This is a genomic window from Alteromonas sp. G5_S2_22_S1 (genome assembly GCF_054968525.1).
The window spans coordinates 157,920-181,863 of sequence record NZ_JBQKUJ010000002.1 but is presented as its reverse complement, the minus strand read 5'-3'; the positions used below and the strand labels follow the sequence as shown (position 1 = coordinate 181,863).

Below are 23,944 nucleotides of genomic sequence, written 5' to 3'. Positions count from 1 at the left end.
TTGTCCTCTTTTAATCAGCATACTATGGCATATCCCATTCATACGCGCATAATGATGGCACTTATTTCACGCTATTTAGCTTAACCGGATAAATAAGGTCGACAGACTTTAGGTTGTAAATTATGAACAAAGCCATTCGCCACATTCTATTTAGCTTTATCCCTGCATGGGCCGTGGGCTTCTTGCTGGCAAGTATATTTCACTCCATTGCCGTTTTAATCAACCTTTCGCTCATTCACGTTAAATTGCAGCCACGCGATTGGTGGTTCATGATAAGCCAAGACCTAGTAGGGCTGTTACCTACCTACGGGCTTATCATAGGGTTTTCTCTGTTTTTAGCTTTTATAATTGCTCATAAGGTTACCCGTCGAGTCGAGAAACATTTAGAGCGCCGCACCACTGTGAGCACCCGATTGTTATTATTTGGCGCTGCCGGCGGCCTATCTTTTTTAATCATGTTGCTAGCGATGCAGCCTATCTTAAACGTGACGCTAATTGCTGGCGCGCGCTCTGTCGCAGGGCTGTGCGCCCAATGTTTGGCTGGTGTGGCGGCTGGCAGTGTTTACACCTATTTAAGTAATAAATTTGCGCTTAAATAATAACTAAAACTTATAGAATTAAATAACCCAACACAGATGTAAATAAAAAGTTAAGTTTGCTACTGTATGGCGTAGATTGAATTTTTACGCCCTACTAGGAACAAGCAACATGATAACTTACCCTGATAATGTGACCTGTCTTGCCGACTACATTGAAAGCGTAATGCAGCGATTTGCTGACAGGCCCGCGTATACGGCCCTTGGGCAAACCCTTACCTTTGCTGAAATTGATAGCAAGTCATCAGCCTTAGCGCGCTACTTTGTTCACGAAGCTAAGCTTACCCCTGGAACCAGAGTTGCTATTCAACTTCCTAATTTAATTCAAAACCCCATTGTCGTTTATGCTGCATTACGCGCAGGTTTAGTGGTAGTGAATACCAACCCGCTCTACACAGAGCGCGAAATGAAGCATCAATTTACTGACAGCGGCGCAAAAGCCTTAGTCATACTTGGCGATTTACTTCCTAAATTTACTAGTATTAAAAATGATACGAGTATCAATACGGTTATTACCACATCAGCAACAGAGCTCTTAGACCCCAATACGGCCCCCGCATTAGATGGCACAGTATCCCTTAGCCAAGCGGTAGAAATTGGCAAAGGTCTTCCGCAATTCGAACGCCCTAAGATTCAGTTAGATGATCTTGCCATGCTGCAGTACACAGGCGGTACCACAGGGGTATCGAAAGGGGCAGCGTTAAGTAACAAAAACGTACTTGCTAACTGTATTCAAATGCTTGACCGTATTGGCGATGGCTTTAAAGACGGTGAAGAAGTGTTGGTGTGCCCATTACCGCTATACCATATCTATGCCTTTACCGTAGGAATGACGGCGCTTTTCGCCAAAGGAACACAAATTATCCTGATTCCAAACCCTCGCGATATTGACGGCTTTATACAAACCTTAAAACCTCATAAAATATCTGCCTTCATGGGTATTAATACGTTATTTGTTGGCCTTGGTCGTCACCCGGAATTTGCCAAACTAGACTTTTCTAATTTACATCTCACCATGTCAGGCGGTACGGCTCTTACACAAGCTGCGGTATCTATTTGGCAAGATGTGACGGGTAACACCATTACTGAAGGCTACGGCTTATCGGAAACAGCCCCTGTTGTGTCATTTAATATTCCAGGCAAAGAAGAAATTGGCACCGTAGGCCACGAACTTGAAGGCACGGAAGTCGCGTTGTTAGACAGCCAAGATAAACCAGTTGAAGAAGGCGACTCTGGGCAGATAGCGGTGCGCGGGCCACAAGTAATGATGGGATATTGGAACCGTGATGACGAGACGGCAAAAGTCATGACCGAAGATGGCTTTTTTAAAACCGGAGACATCGGCATACGCACAGAATCTGGTGCTATAAAAATAGTAGATCGCCTTAAAGACATGATCATTGTGTCTGGCTTTAACGTGTACCCGAACGAAATAGAAGACGTATTAACCTCTCACCCCAATGTTATGGAAGCTGCAGTGGTAGGAAAGCCCGACGATAAAACTGGCGAAAGGGTATGCGCCTACATTACGTTATCCAGTGAAGTATCCACCGATGATGTAACCGAATTCTGCAAAAAGCACTTAACCAACTACAAAATCCCAAAATCTATCACCGTATTAGAAGAACTTCCCAAATCCACAGTGGGTAAAATTTTACGTCGAGAATTACGTTCAGCGTAAGCTTAGAAGAGAGAAGCAATCAGAAAACGCATAGTGATAACTTCCTATGCGTTTTTCACATAAAAATCAGATTATTGCTACCAAAGAATAAGCTTAGCTTATTGAAAAAGTTTTAGTTCTGGCTAAAACTTAACCTTACACTTTTCACTTTCGTTGCACTTATGCAATTTATGACATTCTCAGTCAACAAGTACCGAACCACTCGCTTTATAAGACGTCCCTTTAAAGGGATCGAACTATGAACGCTATGCTACTGCAGCGACAAGCCATGGACAAACATGGCATGGTCGTCACCATGGATGTAAAAGGTAAAATTCTTAGCGCTAATGAAAAGTGTAGCGAACTTTCAGGGTTTGCAGAACATGAAATTGTTGGTAAATACATTACAGCCTTCGATATTACTAACATTTCAAATTCAGATATAAGCGCAATTTTTAGCGCTCTTGCCTTAGGGAATATTTGGCAAGGCGAAGTACACAGCTTAAGAAAAACGGGCGAACCTTGGTTTGTGTTTGCCACCGTCGTACCTGTTGTAAAGAAAGCCCCTCTTGTCGATCACCTTATCGTAATCGCTACCGACATTTCCCAGCAAAAGCGTTTAGAGAAAAGCTTATCTGAAGGACGAGCATTTTACCGCAGCATCACCGATAGCATCGGCGAAGGGGTTTACGCCGTAAACGCAGAGGGCAAGACCCAGTTTCTCAACCCGGCCGCTTCTCGATTACTAGGTTGGACGTTAGAAGAACTTCAAGACCGCCGTTTTCACGATACGGTTCACTATCAAAAAGGCGACGGCACCCTTCTTAAAAGAGAGCAATGCCCCGTTAATCTCACTATACGCGACGGGAAATCTTATACTTCCTACGAAGATTTTTTTACCGACAAACGAGGGAGACTGTTTCCCATCTCCATTGTAGCAGTACCACTACTTAACAACGAAGGTAAACCCGATGGGCACGTAGGTGTTTTCAACGATATAAGCAGTCAAAAAGCGATTGAGCATAAGCTACAGAAGGCGTATGACGAAGCACAAAGTGCGAATAAAGCGAAAACTGATTTTCTCGCTACCATGAGTCACGAGATCAGAACACCGATGAACGCAATAATCGGTCTAACGCACTTGGCGTTAGAGACTCAGGATAACGACCAACGCCAGCAATATTTAGAAAAAGTCCAGAAAAGCTCTAACGCGCTGCTTGAGTTAATGAATAGCATCTTGGATTTCTCCAAAGTTGAAGCCAATAAAATAGACATTCTTGACGAGCCTTTCACTCTTACGAAAACCATAGATAAACTGGCTCAAGTATTTCAGGTAAAGGCACAACAAAAGCAGCTTCAGCTTCTTTTCGATATTCGATGCAGTACCAAGATACGGTGCAGTGGTGATAGCGAGAAAATCTACCAAGTTTTGCTCAACCTTTTGAGTAACGCCATCAAGTTCACAGAAACAGGCCATGTTTTGCTTAAAATTGATAAGCGTGGTAACGAGCTCGGTTTTAGCGTAAGCGATACCGGCATGGGCATTAGCGATACAGGTAAAACCAAATTATTCAATGCTTTTGAACAAGCAGACGCATCAATCTCGAGAAAGTTTGGCGGTACAGGGTTAGGACTTGCTATTTGTAAACGACTCGTTGAGCTAATGGGTGGCGAACTAACCATTGAAAGTAAGGTTAACGAAGGGACTAATTTTGCATTTTCACTGCCAATTTGTATTGAAGACACTGAACCAAGCGACTCTCTTCTTCCTGTGTCCATCCCTTCTGAAGTACTTTGTATTCAAACACATAAAAGCGTAGAACAAGGCTGTCAAATCCTTTGTCAAACGTTACAAAGGTTCAATATTCACTGCCTCATAGCTGACCCAAATGAGAACCTTCTACCTAAACAAGCAGACTTTAGCATTGTTTTTTTACCTGTCGATGAGTCCAGCTGGAAAAGCTTTTTACGTCATGTCCAGTTTGGTGAATACCACGAGCTAAACTGCAATGTGCTAATAAGTCCGTTTAGCAAAGAAGAAGTGCAAAAGCGAATCGGAACATCCCTCTCTAAAAATATTCGGATTATCGAGCTTCCCTTCACGGAAGGTGAACTTATTTCCGCTTTGTCTCCGCTGCATGCGTCGACGAACAAAAAAACGAGTGAAGGGCTGGAAAGTAAAAAGTGGCGAACTAAGCGCCTATTGAATAAGCGCGTGTTAGTGGTCGACGACGACTTAATTAGCGTTGAAATAAGTCAGCAGATACTGAAAGATTTAGGCGTCAACGTGGTATCGGCGATGACTGGCGAGCAAGCGCTAGCGCTCTGCAAGTCGAATACATTTGACGCTATATTGCTGGACTGCCACCTTCCAGGCATAACAGGTTATGACATCGCTGAAACGCTTACACATAAAGAAGGGTGTTATACCCCAATCATTGCGTTGAGCGCGGATGAAACGAATGAAGCGTCTGAAAAAGCGTTATCTGCCGGCATGTGTCATCACTTAGTAAAGCCCGCAACCGCAGACGAGATTGTACACACAATCGATATTCACATACACGCCGGATACATGGAAATTACCCCGCCAAGCGAGACAGACGCATTTATCGCTTCACTGTTGTCTTTTTACGAAACTTATAGCCAGCGTAGCGTAATGTCTAATTTACTCAATATTTTTCACGAACCGACACACACCAGTCAGCTATTAACCGAATTACTTGCTGACGCCCAGAAAATAGGAGCAACAACATTAGAACGGTGTTTACGTCGTTTTATGGAGGCGAAGCAGAGGCCTGATACTATCAACGCAAAGCACATATCAGTCATCTCCTTCGAGCTAGATGCAACACTTCGCTTAATTGCTCATACTATTGATAAAAGTGACGTGGGCAATGAGTGTAATGAAAACAGCGATGTGGACAATGCATCACTACGCTCTTCTTTAAAAGAGGTAAAACAGGCCCTTGAAGCCTACGATGCTAGGGCACTTGAGTTAATAACAGCGCTTGCAGCTCGCCACTTCGGGCTGGGTCATTCACATACGTTAAATCAATTGAAAAAGCTTGCCTCTATATATGATTTTGAAGGGGCTTTGGTCGTAGCGCAATCACTGATAGATGAAATTAATAATGACCGAACAGAATAAAACAAAACATAGATTTAGTATTCTCGTTGTTGACGACGAGCCGGCAAATATCGATATTTTACTTGGAATTCTTGGCCCTTTTTATGACGTTAAAGTAGCACCATCTGGCGCCATCGCTCTGAAAATAACGCAGCAGTTCACGCCCGATCTTATTCTGCTAGATATTATGATGCCGGGAATGGACGGGTTTGAAGTCTGTAGGCAGCTTAAGTCGGATAAACTATTGAGCCGTATACCCGTCATTTTTGTAACCGCGCTAAGTCAAGGCGAGAACGAAGAAAAGGGTTTTGAGTTAGGTGCGGTCGACTATATCACTAAGCCCGTTTCCCCCAGTATTGCGCTAGCCCGAGTTAAAACTCACATTAGCCTTGCACACCAAATGCAGACCACGGAAAACCTTGTGGTCGCACGCACAGAAGAGCTAACGAGAAGTCAACAGAGCGCCATTACCATGTTGGCAACAGCAGGGCATTACAACGATACGGACACCGGGCACCACATTTGGAGAATGGCGGCTTACAGTAAATGTTTAGCTATTGCATCGGGGTGGTCTTATAACGATGCATGTCTGCTTGCGCAAGCCGCCCCCATGCACGACACCGGGAAAATTGGTATACCCGATTCCATTTTGAAAGCCCCACGCCGGCTTACAGACAGCGAAATGGAAGTAATGCGAACCCACGCACAAATAGGGCATAAAATTCTTTCTCAATGCGAAACCCCGCTGTTTAACCTCGCCGCCGAAATAGCCCTATGTCACCATGAAAAATGGAACGGTACAGGTTATCCAGAAGGATTAACTGGCGAAGAGATTCCCGAAAGTGCGCGTATTGTTGCAATTGCGGATGTGTTCGACGCACTAACCATGCAGCGCCCTTATAAGAAAGCATGGACTGACGATGAAGCGTTTGCACATTTAACAAATGGTGCCGGAGACCATTTTGACCCAGACCTAGTCGACTGTTTTTTATCAATTAAAGAAGAAATTATCGAAACTAAACGTTACTGGAATGCGTTAGAGGCAGAGGGGTCGATGATATCGATAGGCAGCTTGCTTTAACAGGAAAGATAGTTAATCACCTAGCAAACTTTACATTAAGTATCAACGCTATTTAGGACGGGTCAACGGCAAGAAAAAAGGGTCGAATTCTCGACCCTTTTTATCGTGTGAAGCTTTAGCTCACGGTTTAACTTGCACCTAGCTCGGAAGCCAGTGCGTCAGCTTGGCGCTTTTCGCCTTGAACAAACTGTTTCCACTGCTGTGCCATAGCACGGCTTTTCTGATGCTTTTCCGCTTCTGCTAGTTGATTAAGTGCTAGAGCGTATTGCTTCTTGTTGTAAAGCGCCATGCCCTTGATTAAATAAACCAAACCAGGGTTTCTTAAGTCACCTTTTTCAACCGCTCGATCAGCCGCTGCTATTGCGTCATCAAAACGCTCTTCATTAAGAAGAATTTGCGCTAACTGCGCGTCTAGCTCGCCATCTTCAGACAGTTCAGCCGCTTGCATCATTACTGGAATGGCTTTGTCTTGCTCTTTAGCAAGTGACCAGCTTTGTCCTAAGAACTTAAGGTTGCGCAAGTTTTTCTCAAGCACACCATCGTTCATCGCTTGTTCCATCAACTTAGCACCTTTATAAGGTACACGGTGATAGTAATAAAGCTGCGCCATGTTGAACACGTCAGCTGACGTATTAACAAAACCACGCTGATAAGCGGTTTCCATGATAGCCAACTGCTTGCGCTCTTCACCTAACTCACCGTACATACCGGCGAGCTGGATCCAATACTTAGGTTCGTCAAACAACTTCACCATTTTAATAAGAACGTCTTTAACCTTTTGAGGCTGCTTTAGTTCATAGAAAATAGCACGTTGAAGAATTAACCAACCTTCATCAGGGATCATGCCTTCTGCTTCGTGATCAGCAACGGCTTCAGAAATCCACATTGCAGCTTCGTCGTACTGTTTATTTTGATAGTACGCTTGGGCCTTTATCACCTTGTTTTTTACAGGTACTGGACCGGTGTTTAGACTTTCCCAACGCTCCAAATAGGTGATGGTTTCGTCGTAATTACCCTGCATTAGGTTAAGCTGCGCCAAACTGAAAAGTGTGGTCATTTCAAACTTTTCAGGAATAGGCTGCTGCTCTACCACTTTGGCAAACGATTCCAGCGCTTTAACGTAGTCTTCATTATTGTAATAAATGAAGCCGAAAAAGTTGTACATCATGGCTTTTTCGTAGGCGTTCATTGAGTCAGACTTATCTTCTACTTCTTTCAAAATAGCGATAGCTTCTTCAACGTTACCCGCTTCATCCGCTGCCGTTTGTGCGCGGGCTAGCTGCTCGTACACCTTGCCCCGTAGCGTAGGCACGCGACGGGTTTTCTTTTCGCTTGCTTTTTGCGCTTGCGCAACAGCGTCGGTGGCAACCAACATGCTAGGTACAGATACCGTGGCCGATGCAAATGCAAACGCCAGTGCACTAAGCAATGTATTCGTCTGTTTTCTCATCATGTTCTGTTACCCGTCAATTTGGAACGTAATACGGTTTTGCACACCAGAAACCTCTGTTGCTTCGCCATTTACCACACGAGGTTTATATTTGAACTTCATTGCTGCATCAATGGCCGCTTGCTCAAAAATACCTGAAGGGTTAGCTTCAACAACAATGGGGTCGCGCACCGCGCCCTGCTTAGTTACTGTAAATTCCACAATAACGAAGCCTTCGATACCGCGCTGAAGCGCACGTCGTGGATAAACCGGCGCAACCTTAACAATGGGCAAGTATTCACCGTCACCAGACTCAAGGGCCAACCCGCCTTCCAGTGAGATGTCATCACCCACTTCAGCGCCAAAGTCCATCGACGTGCCTTCTGCATCAGGAGAAGGTGAGTCCATTTGAGGCTGCTCCATCTGCGGTGGCGGCTCTTCTGGCTTAGGTGGCTTCTTCGGCTTACGATCTTTTTTCTCAACCTGTTCATCCTGCTTGACCCTTACAAAGTCAAGCACGCTTCCCTTAGGCGGTTCAGTTAGTGCGCTGCCACCCATCTTGATCAGCGATTGCATCAAGAAGAACAGGCCTAACGTGATCGCAAGGGATAGTGCAAATGCGATTAAATATCGTGGCATGATTTATGGCTCTTGGGCTGCAATCGAAACATCGTAAACGCCGGCGGCTCGCGACGCATCCATAACCTTAATCAAAGTTTCTGTTGTGGCCTTTTTATCAGCTTGAATAACAACAGTTCCCTGAGGGTTCTCAGCGTGCAAACGCTCAATGTTCGCCTGTACTGCACGAACGTCGATGCGGCGTTTGTTAATCCAAATTTCACCTTTATCTGAAATAGCGATAAGAATGTTGGCGCGATCCTTTTTCACAGCCGTGGCTGCTTCTGGACGGTTAACATCAATACCGGCTTCTTTCACAAATGACGCAGTCACGATAAAGAAGATCAACATGATAAATACAACGTCCAGCATGGGCGTCATGTCGATGTTTGCTTCTTCCTCATCGACTAGGTTTTGAAAGTGCTGCTTCATAATAAATACCTTACCTTAACGCTTAACTAGCATTAACGTTGAATAATCAATGCATCCTCAAGATGCGTGCGTTCTGATTTCACCATACGAGTTAACCAAGTAGCGGCGAATACGCCTGAGAGTGCGCCAACCATGCCCGCCATTGTCGGGATAGTGGCTTTCGATACACCTGACGCCATTGAACGAGCATTACCTGAACCCGCAATCGCCATTACATCGAACACTTCAATCATACCGGTAACCGTTCCCATCAAGCCCAGTAGCGGACAAAGCGCAACCAGTGACTGGATAATGGGGATGCTGCCGTTAAGGCGCATGGTTAACTGTGAAATCGTTTTCTGACGAACTTGTTCAGCGAACCAAGAAGAGCGGTCGGCACGTGCTGTCCACATTGCTATCGCTTCTTTCTTGGCCTGCTTGTGCCAAACCATCAGATACATCGCACGCTCGAGGATCAAAAGCCACATAACGAATATCAGCAGACCGATGACCAGGAGAACCTGGCCACCTGTTTCTGTGAAGTCGCGAATTGCTTCTAGAAACTCGATCATGATTAGCCTCGCTCAGCGCGCTCTGCAATTACGCCAGACGCCTGTTCTTGTAGGATGTACACAATGTTCTTAGAACGTGTGTTTAGCATTGCATAAAGCAGTGTCATCGGAATCGCTACAACAAGACCTAGTACTGTTGTTACAAGTGCTGTTGAAATACCACCAGCCATTAGTTTCGGGTCACCTGTACCAAACAAGGTAATCGCTTGGAAGGTGTTAATCATACCGGTTACCGTACCTAGTAGACCCATAAGCGGTGCAACTACTGAGATAATCTTGATGATAGTTAGGTTGCGACCTAGCTTAGGCACTTCGCCCAAAATCGCTTCAGTAAGGTGAAGCTCAAGCGCTTCTACGTCTGCGTTTGGATACTCGTCACGCACTTTAAGTACACGGCCAAGCGGGTTGTTTGTATTCACTTCTTTGCTCTTAAGCTGCTTGTTCACTTTCATGCGCGTTAGCGTAAGTGTTACTAGGCGCTCAAGTGCAAGTAATAAGCCGAACGCACCAACGATAAGAATGATGTAACCTACTACACCGCCCTGCTCTACACGCTCTTTAAGATTAGGCGCTTGAACAAGAAGACCTAGGATAGAACCCCCTGTTGGGTCGATACCGAACTGGACTAGCTCACCATTTGATGCTTGAAGTTCTGCCGCAGAATCGTTGTAACGGTCAGCTGGCTGGCGCACTAGTTCAGACACTGTGCCTGTTACACCGTTGTAGTCTAGGTATTTACCGTCGGCAACTAGCGCAAACGGACCTACACGTACAACAGACTTGTTCACTTTCTCGCCGCCTGCTTCAACAACGTCAGTGGTAAAAGTAGTCACCTTGCCTGATTCCGTCATTTCACGCTGCATTTCGAACCACACGCGCTCAATTTCTTCAATTGAAGCAAGTTTAGAACTTGAACCCATGTCCTGTGCCATCTGATCTAGGAAATCAGAGCGGCCTGGGATTTGGGCCGAAATAACTGAGTTATAGAATTTATTTTTCGTGTCACCAGCAATTTGCTGCAACACACCGAATAGCTCTTTAAGTGAACCTAGACGGGTGTCTAGTGCACCGTTAAGATCTGCTAGTTTAAATTCGTTTTCTTCGAATTGAGTTTCAAGCTGCTCAGACTGCGCTAACATTTGATCGCGCTGCTGACGCGTTTCGCGAAGAATGCGATCTTGCTCTGCACGTTGCGCTTGGAAGTCCCGCTCGCGCTGTTTATTTTGCTGTGACTGTGCAAACTGACCTTCTTCTAGTTGCTTAAGAAGTGCGTCTAAGTCCATTGCACGGTCGCTTTGTGCGAAAGCACCAACGCTGATGCTAAGGGCTGCTAGACCAACAGCGATACGTTTTACTGTGTTAAACATTCTTATCAACCTCTTAGTCTGTAATTGCCACTGGCAGCATTAGCAAGTCTGGTGCAAGTTGCTTCTTCGCCATGCGCAGACCTTTTGTAATTTGTGTACGATAGCTGCTATCAAGCTCTTCCCACTGACGGGTTTGCTTGTTCCAAACACCCTGCATGCTCGCATCGCGTGTTTGATAAATTAGCGCTGTACGACCAAGGCGTAGGAATTCAACATCACGCTCTTGACCGTTAATTGAATGAATACCGCTGTACGCTTCCATTGTGCGGCCGTAGTCCATCTCTACTTGGTAAGCTTCCATTACGCGACGGAATTTTTCAGACGCAGCAACGTCGGCACGGTCCATCATGGCGCGAAGGTCAGCTACGCGATTCGCGCGCTCTTCTGGAAGAAAAGGAACGTCTAGTTCAACGAACTGCTCTAAACCGTCAATCATACGCATCATGAGTGGCGTGATTTGACGCTCAACAACAGACACTTCATCAATAGCAGCGTTTAGGTCTGCCATTTCTTGTTCTTGGTTATTGATTTGCTTACGAAGCTGAGTGTTATAAACCTCAAGGCCTTCGATTTCTTTCATCAATGTTTTGAACTGTTGAAGTTTGCTGTCAATCTGGTCAGTAATGCCGTTGATTTTTTCTTGCGACTTCGCTGCTGATTCGTTTATTTTCGCTGCCTCATCGACAACGGGTTTTAAGACTTCATCGTCTTGTGCAAGCACGGGTGTCGCGCTAAGCGCACCAGCTACAAGCAAGGCATTGATAAGCTTCATACATTCAAACCTTTAAAGTTAAAAGAAATCGGTTGTATCCGACTATAAATTTCTGGGCGTAGGATAGGAGTTTTCTGTGACAGTTTTATTACGGAACTGTCATAAATAAACCAAAAGTGTCATCTATGGCATATAAAAAAGGCCGCTGATTAGCGGCCTTTGTATCAAGTTCAGATTTAGAAGTCGTATTTAAACGACAATCTAATACCTGTCCCGCGTGTCTCAGACCTAAGCAGCGTATCGTTAAACTCAATTTCACGATCTTCACCTAAGATATTCTGAACACGTAATGTGACAGTGCTATTAAAGTCTGGGTAGTACTTGTAAACCATATCCAGTGAGTGGAATGGCTGTTCGAAGTTATCGTCGAAGCCATCGATACCCGGAATGAGAATACGCTCACCAAATACGTTGTATACCAACGACGCAGAGTGTTCGCCGTTGTCTGAGTCGTAACCTAACTGCATGTTTAACACATACTGAGAGTGACCCGTCATACGACGTTCAACGTTGGTAATCGCCGCAGATACACCGGTTTGCTCTACAATGTTCTGACGGTCAAGTACAATTTCAGAGTCACTCACGGTAATGTTACCGGTAGTAAATAGGTTGTCCCAAATACCATCGCCAATAAAGGCTAAGTCTTGAAGGAACTCAACTTCAACCCCGTAAACTTCACCAGATTCAGCATTAGCAATACGAATAAGCGGTGGGCCATCCTGGGCCGGAGACTGTACCGATTCAATTGGCGCTTCCATATCTTTGTAGAATAAGCCTACCGATAGGTTATTGCCTGCTTCACGGTACCATTCCCAACGTAAGTCATAGTTAATAATATCAGTCGTACTTACACCCGGCGTACCCGCGATTGGGAAGTTAGTTAACGGGTCTAGGTAAGTCGCTGAAGATACTTCACGAAGATCTGGGCGAACTACCGTTTGACCAATACTTGCACGCAGTTGCATATCATCTTCAAGGAAGTAGGTTACAGCAAGCGCTGGATAAAACCCGTCTTCTTGGAACGCTAACTGCGAACGATCGGCTTCGTCACTTAAATCAAACTGATTAGTACGCGGGTCTAATGGCGCCACTACCTGACGGAAGTCTTCATAACGTGCACCACCAGTGAAACGCCACTTGTTGTCGTAGAAGAAATCAGCTTCTAGATAGTAAGCATCGATTTTTTGACCTGCTACGTAATCATCGCCCGCAATGGTCGTGTCGCGAATAAGTGGGCGGCTAGACAGTGAAAGCGTGTCTAACACATCGTCGCTGAAGATTTCACTAAAGTCGTTACCATCTAAAATAGAGCGGTCTTCAACACCAAGTGTATTGATGTCGAAACGGCGGTTTTCAGCAGTACGCGTTTTCGTAACAAAGCTTGCGCCCACTTTGTACTCAGTTTCCCACTTACCGAATGACATTGGGTAAGTCACGTTATAGCCAAAGTTCTCCAAGCGATCGTGAAGGTCTTGGAAAGTATAACGTGCAGCAGTTTGTGCATCTGACAAGAAGATTTCGTTCTCGGCGTCGAAGATACCGTCCTCATTCGCGTCTTCCATTACGAAACGCGCGTTGAAGTTACCCGGTGCGTGACGTACTGAGCGACCTAATGAGTAAGTCCAGTCAATGCCCATGAAGTTTAGTTCAGGGATGGTGTGCTGACCTTTAAGCTGATTGGTATAAAGCGAACGCTCTTCATATTGAACGTCGATATCGCGAATACGCAACCCTTCTGCTTGGTTCAAGTTTTCCGTATTACCAAACATTTCACGAATTTCATCGCGGGTATCGTTTAGCACAATAAGACTATAATCAATACGATGTTGACGGTTATAGTCTACACCTAGTGTTAATAGTGAAGACCAGGTAACCGTTTGCTCAGTACCTTGGATATCATCAAAGAAGCGTACATTAATAATGTCATCGCCCACTAAGTCAGGGTCTTGTAGTTCGTATTCTTCAGAAGAGCGGGTTTGGGCTGAATAACGTGAAGTTACCAAAAAGCCAAAGCGCCAGTCGTCATCATAATCGTAACTATCACCATAAGTGACGTTCACGCGCATATCAGGATCAGCAGACTCTCTTTCTAGCCCGTATTCTCTGTTCACGCCTTTAAACAACTCTAGTGCTTCTTCTGGCTCCAGGTCGTCTAAGAAGTTTTTAGAATGCCAACGTTCTTGAATAGCGGCAGACGCAGCACGTGTGCCGTCGTCTTCACCTGTCCAATCGCGACCGCCACCGGCATAATCTAACACGTCACCAGAGTTTTCCGTATCGATACCAACGGCTGCAGATACGTTAAACACGCGCTGTGTAGGTATAGATTTTAATCGGATATTTACGTTACCACCACCGAATGCTGCAGGCATTGACGGTGAATACGATTTTTGAACCGCTAGGCTCTCAATAATACTCGATGGGAATAAATCGAGAGGAATAACATTACGCGTAGGGTCTGGGCTTGGAACAATGGCACCGTTTAATTGTGTTGATGAGTAACGCTCACCAAGACCACGAACGTAGATGAATCGACCATCTACCAATGTTAGACCAGTTACACGACGAAGCGCTCCCGCTGCATCACTATCACCGGTACGAGCTATTTGCTCAGCACCCATAATATCTGCTACGAAAGCTTGGTTTTTACGTTCTTCCATTACTGCCGTTGCGGTACCCTTTAGGCGTGTACCAGTAGCGACAACTTCCTCAATCACTTCATCTTCATTTGATTGAGCGAAAGCTATAGACGTTGGAAGCAACATGCTTGCAGCAACGGCTAAGCTGATGGGTTTTAGAAGAAACCTGTTAGCAGGTCTGTTCATGATGAACCTCTTTAGAAAGGAATACTGTCACGAATAAAATTCGTGTCTTACAAACTTAAAAGCAAGTGCGCTACTTTTGCAACGCACTTGCTTGTCTAGGGCTTAATGGGTTAGGCCTTATTCAAGACCTACAGTCCAACCCGCTGTCCAATCGTTGTCAGCGTCTTTTACTGCACCGATAAAGTCTACTGAAGAGAAGAAGCTATCTAGTGTAGACACATCTGTTGCAACTGTTGCATCTACTGTGTAGATACCGTTAAGTACTGTCGCAGTGTTATCTAGCAACGTGTTTCCAGTTTGCGCAGTAAACCATGCTTCTTGGTCGAAATCACCAGAGTTATTGATGTTTTCAGCACAAGCTAGTACTGACGTTTCAAAAGTAAGCTGTGGCGTGTTAGTGCCATCCATGTTAGCAAGTAGCGTAGTGTCGCCATCGCTTAGGTCAGCTTCAAAACACTCACCCATGCCTGCAGGGCCTGTTACAACAAAGTTGTAAAGCTGTGCGTTAGTTTGGTCGCGAAGTAAAACACCTTCTGAATCAGCGTCAGCAGTATCGAACTCGTTGCCAATAATCGTCATGTTAGCAATCATTGGGTTAGAGAACGCTGTACCGTCGCCGCCGTCACCGTCGCCTTCAATTGCGCGGTTAGCATCAGAGTTGTCGTCTGCGTGCTTAACAAGAACAAACTGTAGCTTACCTTTATAGCCGTTATCCCAGTCTACAGAGTCGTCTTGAATACCGGTTAGCGTAAGGTACTTAACGTTTACTGCACCACCGAAGAACTCAACACCGTCATCTGCGTTTTTGTGAACCTGTACATACTCAACAGTAGTACCAGAGCCCACACCACCAAACGTAATACCGTTTAGTTCGTTATCTGGTGCGATTTCAAAACCACCGTGCATTACACGTACATAGCGAAGTGTACCTGAGCTATCTGTGTTGTCAGTTCCGCCAAACACTGCACCTTCTTGTGCACCTTCAACCTGAAGTGAACATGACGTACCGTCTTGAGGGCATTTAGTTGATTCACCGTTACCTAGCACGATCATGCCGCCCCATTGACCAGCTTCACCCGCTTCTAGACCGCCAACAACGTGGTCACGTGAAGTGAATGTAATTGGGTTTTCAGCAGTACCGTTTGCGTTGATTTCAGAGTCACGGCTGATTACTAGGTAGTCGTTACCCGACGCGCCGTAAACGGTTACGCCTGGCTCAACAGTAAGGGTTGCGCTGTTCTCTTTATCTCCACCTACAAATACTGCACCTGAAAGCGCGTAGAAGTTACCTTCTGTAAGCGTAAGGTCAGATGTAATAGTACCAGACACTTCACACGTAGTGGTTGAACCGTCTACTGGTGTAATTGAAGTGGTACCTGATGGACAGCCTGAAGCAGATTGTACTAGCTCGATGTTACCGCCACCGAAACCAAATGCCCAACCTTCACGCCAGTCAGTTTCACCAACCGCACCAACAAATGTGTTCGCTTCAAAGAAAGTATCAAGCAATGTAGACGCGTCGCCACCCGCTGTAAGAAGCGCGCTTTCTGCGGTTAATGTACCGTCAGGGTTTAGACCAAGGTTAGCACGGTCTTCAAACGCGATAAGCTGGTTGCCGTCTTGGCCTGTGAACCACGCTTCTAGATCAACGGCACCTTCAGGTGAGTTAAACGGCTCAGAACATGCAATTGCTGAATAAGTCATGGTTAGGTCACCGTCAGAAAGGTTAGCTTGAACCGTTTCGTCAGTGTCCATTTCTAAACACTCGCCCATTGCTTCTGGACCAGTGATAAGGAAGTTCATTAGATTTGCGCCAGTTTGGTCGCGAAGTAGAAGACCTTCAGAGTCAGCATCGGCTGTGTCGAACGTGTTACCGATAACTGTCATGTTAGCGATCATTGGCTTAGAGAATTCAAGGCCGTCACCGCCGTCACCGTCACCTTCGATACCGCGGTTAGCGTCAGAGTTGTCAGCAGCGTGCTGCACGTAAACATACTGAAGCTTACCTTTATAACCGTTGTCCCAGTCTACTGAGTCATCTTGGTTAGCAGTAAGTACTAAGTGTTTCGCATTAACCGCACCGCCGAAGAATTCAACACCGTCATCAGCGTTGCTGTGAACCTGTACGTAATCAACTTCTGTACCTGAACCAACACCACCAAAAGTAATACCGTTAAGTTCATTGTCTGGTGCAATTTCAAAGCCCGCATACTTAACAACAACGTACTTAAGGATACCAGAGTTGTCTGTATCGTCAGTACCACCGAATACCGCACCTTCTTCTGCACCTTCTACTTGAAGCGCACAGTCAGAACCATCTTGTGGACACTTAGTTGACGTACCGTTACCAAGGATAACAACGCCACCCCATTGGCCTGCGCCAACTTCATCACCTACCACGTCATTGAATGATGTCATGATGATAGGAGCAGATGCAGTACCTTCTGCTTCAATTTTTGAATCACGGCTTACAACCAGATAATCTGCACCAGTACGACCGAAGATTATTGTACCTTCTTCAATAGCAAGCGTTACGCTGTCTGCTTTGTCGTTACCGATAAATACTGGACCTTCAAGTGCCCATACTGTGTCGTTAGTTAGTGTGATTACGCCTTGGTCGTCTGCGTCATCTGCAGTTAAACGGCCGGTAAGTACGCGAACTTCAACGTCTTGACCGAATGCGTCGCTTACTTCGCCGCTAAGGAAAGTACTTGATTCACCTGGAGCTGTATCATCTGAACCTGTATCGCCACCTGTATCACCACCAGTGTCGCCACCGTTGTTATTAGTTACGCTGTTATCAATATCGCCTTCACTGATATTGATGTCGCCGCCACAGCCTGCTAGCACAAGCGCTGTAGCGATAGCCGAAGCTTTGAAAAGTTGCTTAAGTTCCATGTGTTTCTCCAAGTACGGTATAATTATGGATTTTGAAAACGCGGAAACTTTACCTAAGGTAGATGACACATTTGTTACATTAAGGCGCTGTAACAAAAGTTTCACGGAAAAAGTTCATTTTTGAGCTAAAAAAAGCAAGTTAAAACGACTAACTCCGTTCAAGCTTTTAGTTTTTAACTATTTTTTTGATGCTGGCAAACTACTCGTCGTCTTTATGGCTGTGATGTGAAAGAGGTTACTCAACGTCGGTTCAAGTTAAAAAAGCACAAGATAGATGCCATTGGGCGCATGGACGCATTTTTTATGACGCTATTATGACAGGGCGAGCTATGGCAAAAAGCGGTGTAAGCACTATAGCTTGGCGCTTAATTATTCACTCAACAAGCGACGCTGACGAACAAGCACATCTTCACGAATGGGGAAATACCCATCCCTTAATACTTGTCGCTGCCCTTCTTTAGATAATATGTACCGTAAAAACTCTCGTTCTAGGGTGGGTAACGGTTCGCCCGGCTTTTTATTGATAACTAAATAAAGAAAGCGAGCAAAGGGGTAGGATTCATTGCGAACAGTATCGATAGACATGGGGATTAAGTTGTCCATAGACTCACCTAATGGCAGTGCGCGCACGCCCGCGGTTTTATAACCATAGGCAGCATAACCGATGGCGCCAGTACCGCTGGCTACCGACAGCACCACCGATGCAGAACCCGGCTGCTCGTTCACCGTATTTTTAAAATCGCCGTCACACAGCGCCATGACTTTAAATAAACCATAGGTTCCCGATACTGAGTTCCGGCCATATAGCCGGATAGGAGAACGGTACGCTACGTCATTCACCCCGAGTTGAGACCACGTCGTAATTTCATTATCGCTACCACAAAACTGGGTCTCGGAAAAAACCGCATCCACCTGATCAAGGGTCATACCCGGTAGCGGGTTGCGTCTATCAACAAAAATTGCGATGGCATCCATTGCCACTTTTAATACTGTGGGTGGATAACCGTGTGTGCGGGTGAAGTCTCTTATTTCGCTAGGCTTTAGTTCACGACTCATTGGCCCTATTGTCGCGGTGCCTTCGATAAGCGCTGGAGGGGCAGTCGATGAACCCGAAGCTTGAATTTGAAAGCCTACTTGAGGATAAAGCGTTTTAAACTCTTGAGACCAAAAGGTCATTAAGTTCGCCAATGTGTCTGAACCTACTGAAGATATCTTCCCCGCTACGCCCGGTACACGTTCGTAAGCCGGCACTTGATAGGCTTTCGTCACGGTCTGTTCACGCTCTTGCTCTAAAACCACGGCTGGCGTTTTTAACGACAATAGAGTACAACCAAAAAAGACCAAGCTTAACAGGCTAAAACGATGTACGCTCACTGATACTCCCCCGTAATCACCTGGTGTTCTGATTGCATAACTATCACTTTTAAAAACCTTAAACACTACAGCTGCTCAGCAATAAGTTCTTTATCTAATACAAACGAGAAGTTACTGCCCTCGCCAAGTGTACTCGTAATCTCTAGGCGAGAATTATGATGACTTAGCACGTGTTTTACAATGGATAGGCCCAGCCCCGATCCACCGGTTTTGCGAGAGCGCGCTTTATCCACGCGATAAAAGCGCTCGGTAAGGCGGTTTAGATGATTTGGCTCAATACCATCACCGTTATCTACCACAGAAAATTGCGCGCCATTGGGTTTACGTCGCCAGTACACATTAATTTCACCACCGGCAGGTGTGTAGTGCACCGCATTGAACACCAAGTTTGAGCAAGCACTTCTAAGTTCGGTTTCTACGCCAAATACATAAAGCTCTTCATCAATATGAAAGTTTATTTTGTGGTTCTTTTCTTTATTGAGCGCCTGTGCTTCTCTTTCCACTTGGGCTAGCACTGTAGGAATATTGACCACGTTTTCGTAAATGCGTTCTGAACTTGCCTCAATGCGTGACAATACCAGCAAATCTTCTATCAGGTTTTGCATGCGATGGGTTTGCGATGTCATTTCCTTCATCGCTTTATGCATAAACGGGTCTGATTCTTCATCTACAGGAAGAATTTCCAAATATCCATTAATCACCGTTAGCGGCGTGCGAAGCTCATGAGATACATTGGCCACAAAATCTTTGCGCATTTCTTCAAGTTGAGAAACCCGTGTTATATCACGGGCAATAAGCAGCAAGTGCTCTTCCCCGTAGGGCATGATGCGATATTCAAAGGTTTTATTCGGATTAGTTGGCGACGGTACTTCAATCGGGTATTTATAGTTACCTGCATGAAAGTACTGAATAAACTCAGGATGTCGCAGCAAGTTGTCTATTCGACGGCCTGAATCCTGTGGCCACTTAAGCCCTAAATCTAGTCGCGCTAGGCGGTTACACCAAATAATACACGCCTTAGCATCAACTACCACAGCGGCATCTGGCAGGGCTTCAGAACCTTCTCTGAAGCGCTTAACCAATTCGCCCAATTCCTTGCGTTTATTGCGGTTACGGCGCTGAAGATAGTAAATGCCTTCATAGATATGCTCCCACACGCCACGCACAGTAGGTGGAGACATCTTACGGCTATGCCATAGCCAACGGTTAAGTTTATAAAGGTGCCAATAATTAAACAATAAGAGCAGGGTTGCACCTATTGCTACTGCGAACAACATGTCATCCAAATACCACCCCACCAGCGCAAAAACCACAAGGAATAGCACTAGTCGCAGTGTACTTCTCAACCAAGAGAAAGGGTAATACATGAAATAACTCGCGTTGTTAATGGTGGAAAATACATTCGCTCAAAAAGCGTAAAGGCAAGAGGGAATAGCGCATTGCCACTCCCTTAACATCTTCGTTAATTACAGTTTAGTAGAAAAACGATAGCCCGCACCGCGTACGGTTTGGATCATAGCATCATGGCCATGACGAGAGATAGCTTTGCGCAGGCGTCGGATATGAACGTCTACCGTTCTATCTTCTACATACACGTTTGTTCCCCACACGTTATCAAGTAAAAGTTCTCGACTGTACACACGCTCTGGGTGCGTCATAAAAAAGTGTAATAACTTGAACTCAGTTGGGCCCATGTCTAGGGGCTCTTCGTTAGCCATAACACGGTGGGAAACCGGCTCTAACTTAAGCCCGTTAAATTCGATAGGCTCTTCGTTTGAGGTCGGTGTTACTCTGCGCATGACCGCTTTTATTCGCGCCACTAACTCTTTAGGAGAGAAAGGCTTGGTGACGTAATCGTCAGCACCTGCGTCAAGGCCGCGAATTTTGTCTTCTTCTTCGCCACGCGCGGTAAGCATAATTACCGGTATATCACGGGTAAATTCATGTTGCTTTAAACTTTTCGCTAGCTGTACACCGCTTCCTCCCGGCAGCATCCAATCTAATAAGATTAAATCCGGATAGGGTTCGCAAATTTTTTCTTGCGCGATGTCATAATCTTCGGCTTCAATAATATTAAAGCCCGACTGCTCAAGTACGAACTTAAGCATTTCACGGATAGGCGCTTCGTCCTCAACCACCAACACTGTACGAGACATCGTTATATTCCTGCTCATTATTAAACGCCGTTATTATTAATGTGGTCTGTGACAGTTTTATTAAAACGATTACATTAATGTGTCAAGTTTAATACGGTAATAAAACAACTTCGCCCAAAGTTTAAGCGCTTAATCTTGTTTATTATTTCTTTTACGCATATTCTTGAATCGTCGAAATTACCAATCACTCTATGCTAAAACGCAACGCTCGAAACTATGTATAGAGAATATAGAGTCTGATGTAACAGGGGTATGTTTATCAATGACTGCGGTCAAGACAGGGTTATCAAGGAAGCTCTTAGCCAGAGTGTTATCGGTGTATTTCTCGCTGACTCTTCTGGTAACAATAGGACAGATCTTCACAGAGTACCTCAGCACTAAAAATCACGTAGAAAGCGAACTTCAAACTTTGAAGAACACGTTTTCCTCTAGCCTTACCCGCGCAATGTGGGAGCTCAATAACGATCAGGTCCGCGCCATCTCCGAAGGGCTGATGTCACTGCCCATCGTTGAAGGCCTGCAGGTTCGCGGAGAAAACGGCAACTACATTGCAGACTATGGTATTCGTGCAAAACGTTCACTTGCGCCCATTGATCGCGAAGTTATCGAAGACCATTCTGGCGGGGTATTCAGCTACAGTTTCCCTCTCGTTTTTAAGTTTTCGGGACGCGAATCAACGGTGGGTGATGTTACCCTTTATTCTAGTTTTGATACTATTTTTAGTCGCATAGAGGTGGGCGTATTTTTCCTTATCGGAAACGCTATCGTAAAAACCACATTTCTTGTATTTCTGTTCATGACAGCCTTTCGCACTATGCTCTCAGAGCCGCTTCAAAGTATTACCGAACAAATGGGTAACTTCGACCCCGAGCACCTCAGAGACAGCAAAATCAATATAGAGCTAGAAGACGATAACGAGCTTTTACAGCTCAAAGAGTCGTACAACGGCGTCATTGACGATTTGATAGTTTCGAAAAACAATCTTAACGACGCCAAAAGCGAATTAACCCTCGCCAACAGAAAGTTAGACGACCAAAACCTTATTTTAGAACAAGAGGTGGCAAAGAAAACCGCTTCTCTTTCTCAAATTATGCTGGATTTGGAGCAGCAAAAAGACGAACTTATCGCCCATCAGCGGGAGTTGCGCCAAGAAAACGAGAACCGTCAGTACATAGAAGCTGAGCTTAGAAAACGTAATCAAGAATTAGCTAACTCCATGAATACGCTTCGTCAGACTCAAGAACAACTTGTAGAGTCTGAGCGAATGGCGTCGCTTGGTGGTTTAGTTGCAGGTATCGCCCATGATGTGAATACGCCGTTAGGCGTAAGCGTTACCGCAGCAAGCTTTCTTCAAGAGCGCCTAAATAACCTAAAAACCGACTTTGAAGATAAAAGCCTAACCAGTAAAAGCATGTCGAGCTTTATTGATGAAGCAGAACAAACCGCCCTACTGCTACTGAACAATTTAGAGCGCGCTTCTGATCTCATTGCCAGTTTCAAGCAAGTAGCGGTAGACCAGACAAGTGAAACAGAACGAGAATTTGTACTTGGCGACTACATTAATGAGATTATTCTGTCGCTTAAACCAAGCTTTAAACATACCGAGTATGAAATTAATGTCTCTTGCCCCGACAACTTAGTAGTGAAATGTGCGCCTGGCGCTATTGCACAAATTGTTACCAATATGGTTGTGAACTCGCTTACCCACGGCTTTGAAGGTAAAACCACCGGCACCATTAATTTAGTGGTGAAAGACGCGGGTGACAATGTGGTTATCGACTACACCGATAATGGTAACGGGCTAAATGAAGAGGCATTAGAAAAACTGTTTGACGCCTTCTTCACAACAAAACGTGGACAAGGCGGCAGTGGCTTGGGAACGCATATTATGTATAACTTAGTGACGCAGTCACTAAACGGGCATATTGAAGCGCAAAGTGCGCCAGAGCAAGGCTTGCATTATACTATTCGCTTCCCCAAAAAGAGTACGTGACACGCCTAGTATTCATTTTTAGACAGGTCGCACGTTAAGCGTACAGTCATGACTTAATACCTTTTTATTCAATTGCGCAGTGCCACTTACATTGGTACGCTTGCGCCCTATTTTTATCAAGAGAATGCTTACACTATGTGGTTTAAAAATGTAAAAGCCTATCAAATTACTCAACCGCTATCGCTAGATGAGGGCGATTTAGAGCGTGCCCTTAACGAGCATGCTTTCCGCCCGTGCGGCAGCCAAGATATGGCAACTATGGGGTTTGCTTCCCCGTTTTCTCAGGCTGGTAAGCAAGGCACCATGTTTCACGTTGTTCAACAGCGTTTTTGGATAACGCTAAAGAAACAAGAAAAGATTCTTCCTTCTGCTGTGGTTAATGCTGAACTTGATGAAATGGCAGCCAAGATAGAAATGGAAACAGGCTCGCCGGTTGGCAAAAAAGCCAAAGCCGACCTTAAGCAAGAAATTCAAACCCGCTTGCTGCCTCAGGCCTTTACAAAAAACACCTACACTCATGGTTTTATCTCGTTAGCCGACAATTTGGTGGTGGTTGATGCGTCTTCTGACGGCAAAGCCGAAGCCTTTTTGGCCATGGTAAGAAAGGCCATAGGCTCGCTGCCTGTTGTGCCGTTTACGCGCAGAAGCCTTCAAAGCGAACTTACCCATTGGGTTACTGAGGCAACGCCTGAAGGCGTAGGCTTACTTGAAGAAGCTGAATTTAAATCAACTGATGACACAGGCAGCGTTATCCGCTGTAAAAACCAGCCGCTAGACAGCGAAGAAATTACTATTCACCTAGATGCAGGTAAGCTGGTCCAAAAAGTCGCATTTGAATATGCAGAGACGCTAACGGCTATTATGTGTGAAGATGGTGCAATTAAACGTATTAAGTTCACCGACCGCATTAAAGAAGAAACTGACGACGTACCAAAAGATCAGGTAGAAGCGCGCCTTGACGCGGAATTTGCGCTGATGTCAGCCGAAATTTGTACGCTGCTAAACTTCCTTCGTGGTGCGCTTAATCTTAACGACGATAGTTTGTGAGCGAGCGATCAGTAGAAC

17 protein-coding genes are annotated in these 23,944 nt (G+C 45.3%); 6 read left to right on the top strand and 11 right to left on the bottom strand.

What is annotated here, in order from left to right:
• The first annotated feature begins 122 nt into the window (after positions 1-122).
• The 4 genes from ACTRWF_RS02985 to ACTRWF_RS02970 all read left to right on the top strand — a co-directional run bounded on the left by ACTRWF_RS02985 (position 123) and on the right by ACTRWF_RS02970 (position 6,464).
• Complete coding sequence (locus ACTRWF_RS02985) at positions 123-599, top strand: hypothetical protein (protein ID WP_012517286.1); 477 nt, start codon at positions 123-125, stop codon at positions 597-599.
• A gap of 109 nt (positions 600-708) precedes the next feature.
• Positions 709-2,277 carry an AMP-binding protein gene (locus ACTRWF_RS02980; RefSeq protein ID WP_462835111.1) on the top strand — a complete coding sequence of 523 codons (1,569 nt, stop codon included), beginning with the start codon at positions 709-711 and terminating at the stop codon, positions 2,275-2,277.
• A 238-nt stretch (positions 2,278-2,515) separates the two neighbouring features.
• Positions 2,516-5,404 carry an ATP-binding protein gene (locus tag ACTRWF_RS02975; protein ID WP_462835110.1) on the top strand — a complete coding sequence of 963 codons (2,889 nt, stop codon included), beginning with the start codon at positions 2,516-2,518 and terminating at the stop codon, positions 5,402-5,404.
• Positions 5,388-6,464: a response regulator gene (locus tag ACTRWF_RS02970; protein ID WP_462835109.1), complete on the top strand. Its 1,077-nt coding sequence runs from the start codon at positions 5,388-5,390 to the stop codon at positions 6,462-6,464. Before ACTRWF_RS02975 ends, ACTRWF_RS02970 begins: the two co-directional genes overlap by 17 nt.
• Before the next feature lie 127 nt (positions 6,465-6,591).
• Here ACTRWF_RS02970 and ACTRWF_RS02965 read toward each other — a convergent pair whose 3' ends face one another.
• The 11 genes from ACTRWF_RS02965 to phoB form a co-directional block, all read right to left on the bottom strand.
• Positions 6,592-7,917: a tetratricopeptide repeat protein gene (locus tag ACTRWF_RS02965; protein ID WP_462835108.1), complete on the bottom strand. Its 1,326-nt coding sequence runs from the start codon at positions 7,915-7,917 to the stop codon at positions 6,592-6,594.
• A 6-nt stretch (positions 7,918-7,923) separates the two neighbouring features.
• Complete coding sequence (locus ACTRWF_RS02960; protein WP_015066236.1) at positions 7,924-8,532, bottom strand: energy transducer TonB; 609 nt, start codon at positions 8,530-8,532, stop codon at positions 7,924-7,926.
• 3 nt (positions 8,533-8,535) lie between these two features.
• Positions 8,536-8,943, bottom strand: coding sequence for an ExbD/TolR family protein (locus ACTRWF_RS02955; RefSeq protein WP_015066235.1), 408 nt, complete (start codon positions 8,941-8,943; stop codon positions 8,536-8,538).
• Positions 8,944-8,975: 32 nt separating this feature from the next.
• On the bottom strand, positions 8,976-9,494 hold the full coding sequence (locus ACTRWF_RS02950) for a MotA/TolQ/ExbB proton channel family protein (RefSeq protein ID WP_012517279.1): 519 nt from the start codon (positions 9,492-9,494) through the stop codon (positions 8,976-8,978).
• Positions 9,495-9,496: 2 nt separating this feature from the next.
• Positions 9,497-10,861: a MotA/TolQ/ExbB proton channel family protein gene (locus ACTRWF_RS02945; protein ID WP_015066234.1), complete on the bottom strand. Its 1,365-nt coding sequence runs from the start codon at positions 10,859-10,861 to the stop codon at positions 9,497-9,499.
• 13 nt (positions 10,862-10,874) lie between these two features.
• A complete protein-coding gene (locus ACTRWF_RS02940) occupies positions 10,875-11,633 on the bottom strand; it encodes a DUF3450 domain-containing protein (protein ID WP_012517277.1) in 759 nt (252 codons plus the stop codon).
• Between the two features lie 176 nt (positions 11,634-11,809).
• Complete coding sequence (locus tag ACTRWF_RS02935) at positions 11,810-14,458, bottom strand: TonB-dependent receptor domain-containing protein (RefSeq protein ID WP_462835107.1); 2,649 nt, start codon at positions 14,456-14,458, stop codon at positions 11,810-11,812.
• Between the two features lie 117 nt (positions 14,459-14,575).
• Positions 14,576-17,356 (bottom strand): hypothetical protein, encoded by a 2,781-nt coding sequence (locus ACTRWF_RS02930; RefSeq protein WP_015066232.1) that lies wholly within the window; start codon positions 17,354-17,356, stop codon positions 14,576-14,578.
• Between the two features lie 369 nt (positions 17,357-17,725).
• A complete protein-coding gene (locus ACTRWF_RS02925; protein WP_462835154.1) occupies positions 17,726-18,655 on the bottom strand; it encodes a phosphate ABC transporter substrate-binding protein PstS family protein in 930 nt (309 codons plus the stop codon).
• 140 nt (positions 18,656-18,795) lie between these two features.
• Complete coding sequence (phoR, locus tag ACTRWF_RS02920) at positions 18,796-20,097, bottom strand: phosphate regulon sensor histidine kinase PhoR (RefSeq protein ID WP_012517273.1); 1,302 nt, start codon at positions 20,095-20,097, stop codon at positions 18,796-18,798.
• A 99-nt stretch (positions 20,098-20,196) separates the two neighbouring features.
• Positions 20,197-20,886 carry a phosphate regulon transcriptional regulator PhoB gene (gene phoB, locus ACTRWF_RS02915; RefSeq protein ID WP_012517272.1) on the bottom strand — a complete coding sequence of 230 codons (690 nt, stop codon included), beginning with the start codon at positions 20,884-20,886 and terminating at the stop codon, positions 20,197-20,199.
• Positions 20,887-21,148: 262 nt separating this feature from the next.
• Between phoB and ACTRWF_RS02910 the strand changes: the two genes are divergently transcribed.
• A complete protein-coding gene (locus tag ACTRWF_RS02910; RefSeq protein ID WP_020742893.1) occupies positions 21,149-22,879 on the top strand; it encodes a sensor histidine kinase in 1,731 nt (576 codons plus the stop codon).
• 135 nt (positions 22,880-23,014) lie between these two features.
• On the top strand, positions 23,015-23,926 hold the full coding sequence (rdgC, locus tag ACTRWF_RS02905; protein ID WP_020742892.1) for a recombination-associated protein RdgC: 912 nt from the start codon (positions 23,015-23,017) through the stop codon (positions 23,924-23,926).
• Positions 23,927-23,944 lie beyond the last annotated feature (18 nt).

What these genes read in the sequence shown, in the direction of transcription:
- ACTRWF_RS02955 (WP_015066235.1), bottom strand. Translation starts at nt 8,943, where the DNA reads ATGAAGCAGCACTTTCAAAACCTAGTCGATGAGGAAGAAGCAAACATC.
- ACTRWF_RS02960 (WP_015066236.1), bottom strand. Translation starts at nt 8,532, where the DNA reads ATGCCACGATATTTAATCGCATTTGCACTATCCCTTGCGATCACGTTA.
- ACTRWF_RS02985 (WP_012517286.1), top strand. Translation starts at nt 123, where the DNA reads ATGAACAAAGCCATTCGCCACATTCTATTTAGCTTTATCCCTGCATGG.
- phoB (WP_012517272.1), bottom strand. Translation starts at nt 20,886, where the DNA reads ATGTCTCGTACAGTGTTGGTGGTTGAGGACGAAGCGCCTATCCGTGAA.
- ACTRWF_RS02965 (WP_462835108.1), bottom strand. Translation starts at nt 7,917, where the DNA reads ATGATGAGAAAACAGACGAATACATTGCTTAGTGCACTGGCGTTTGCA.
- ACTRWF_RS02940 (WP_012517277.1), bottom strand. Translation starts at nt 11,633, where the DNA reads ATGAAGCTTATCAATGCCTTGCTTGTAGCTGGTGCGCTTAGCGCGACA.
- ACTRWF_RS02975 (WP_462835110.1), top strand. Translation starts at nt 2,516, where the DNA reads ATGAACGCTATGCTACTGCAGCGACAAGCCATGGACAAACATGGCATG.
- ACTRWF_RS02970 (WP_462835109.1), top strand. Translation starts at nt 5,388, where the DNA reads ATGACCGAACAGAATAAAACAAAACATAGATTTAGTATTCTCGTTGTT.
- ACTRWF_RS02935 (WP_462835107.1), bottom strand. Translation starts at nt 14,458, where the DNA reads ATGAACAGACCTGCTAACAGGTTTCTTCTAAAACCCATCAGCTTAGCC.
- rdgC (WP_020742892.1), top strand. Translation starts at nt 23,015, where the DNA reads ATGTGGTTTAAAAATGTAAAAGCCTATCAAATTACTCAACCGCTATCG.
- ACTRWF_RS02980 (WP_462835111.1), top strand. Translation starts at nt 709, where the DNA reads ATGATAACTTACCCTGATAATGTGACCTGTCTTGCCGACTACATTGAA.
- ACTRWF_RS02945 (WP_015066234.1), bottom strand. Translation starts at nt 10,861, where the DNA reads ATGTTTAACACAGTAAAACGTATCGCTGTTGGTCTAGCAGCCCTTAGC.
- ACTRWF_RS02950 (WP_012517279.1), bottom strand. Translation starts at nt 9,494, where the DNA reads ATGATCGAGTTTCTAGAAGCAATTCGCGACTTCACAGAAACAGGTGGC.
- phoR (WP_012517273.1), bottom strand. Translation starts at nt 20,097, where the DNA reads ATGTATTACCCTTTCTCTTGGTTGAGAAGTACACTGCGACTAGTGCTA.
- ACTRWF_RS02910 (WP_020742893.1), top strand. Translation starts at nt 21,149, where the DNA reads ATGACTGCGGTCAAGACAGGGTTATCAAGGAAGCTCTTAGCCAGAGTG.
- ACTRWF_RS02930 (WP_015066232.1), bottom strand. Translation starts at nt 17,356, where the DNA reads ATGGAACTTAAGCAACTTTTCAAAGCTTCGGCTATCGCTACAGCGCTT.